General features: G+C 54.8%; 1 protein-coding gene. It reads right to left on the bottom strand.

Annotation, left to right across the window (positions count from 1 at the left end):
- Positions 1-1,022, bottom strand: a 1,022-nt coding sequence (locus ACR0L3_RS20630) for a GFA family protein (protein WP_480747668.1), incomplete at its 3' end; no start/stop codon positions are given.
- Positions 1,023-1,081: the final 59 nt, after the last annotated feature.

Here is a 1,081-nt window from a genome sequence, read left to right on the forward strand (position 1 = left end):
GCGGCGGCCCAACGTTCAGAAAGGACAGCATCGTCTTCGGTTCGAATTCGCGGTAGATCGTCCTCAATGGATAGCCAAGGAATACGGTTCTCGACTCCAAAGTGGCAGGTTGGCGGAAAATCTTCAGGGTTGTCGAGGGTGGCTAAACGTATCGAATAGAACTCTGTGCCATCCGCGCCCTCAATCTCAGTATAGATGCTAGTGCCGCATTCCACACAGAAAGCGCGACGGGCGACAGGAGAGGATTGGAAAACCTTTGGGAGCTCGCCAGAGAAGGTCACATCCGCTTTCTTGAATGCCGCCCACGCGTTCAATGGTCCCCCCAGCGCAAGTTGGCACATCCTACAGTGGCAGTAACCAACGGCCGCTGGCGGGTTCCAAACATCAAAACCGACGCGCCCGCATAAGCATCCGCCAGACGCCTCCGGCGTTTTCTCGGGTGGGGTTTCCGCCATATAGGGCCATTGCCTTGGCTTGGTCCTTTCTGAGGATCGATCGGCAAGTCGGGCCCTGTGAATCCGCACAGGGTTTTCCAGGTTTTTAAGTCGACGGAAACCCAAGTCCTCAAAGGAGTGATCGATCTTGCCCGCAATCTGTTCAAGGATGGCATTAGAGACTGAAACGCCACCTGGATCGGCGACCTCCTGGAGGCGCGTCGCAAGATTAACACCATCCCCGAAAATGTCATCTGCGTCCGAAATGATGTCACCAAGATGTAGGCCGATCCGCAGCTTGACCACCCTGTCGCTTGCCGTGTCAGAGTATCGGTTTGCCATTCTGGTCTGCAGTTCGATGGCCCAGAGCACTGCATCCACAGCAGATGAAAACTCAATTAACAGCCCGTCGCCCATTTTCTTGATGATCCGACCGCCAAATTGGCCGATTAGTGGCTCAATCAGTTCCTGATGACACGCACTCAACTCAGCAAAGGTTCCTGTTTCATCCCGGCTCATTAACCGCGAGTAGCCGACGACGTCGGAAGAAGCGATCACCGCAATGCGGCGAGTTGGTTTGTGTGTCATAGTCGAAACCTAGTCGAGTACCCGCGCATCGTCTACGGCACTGTTGAAATGCCCGCTTT

The organism is Ruegeria sp. CK1, from assembly GCF_056536545.1.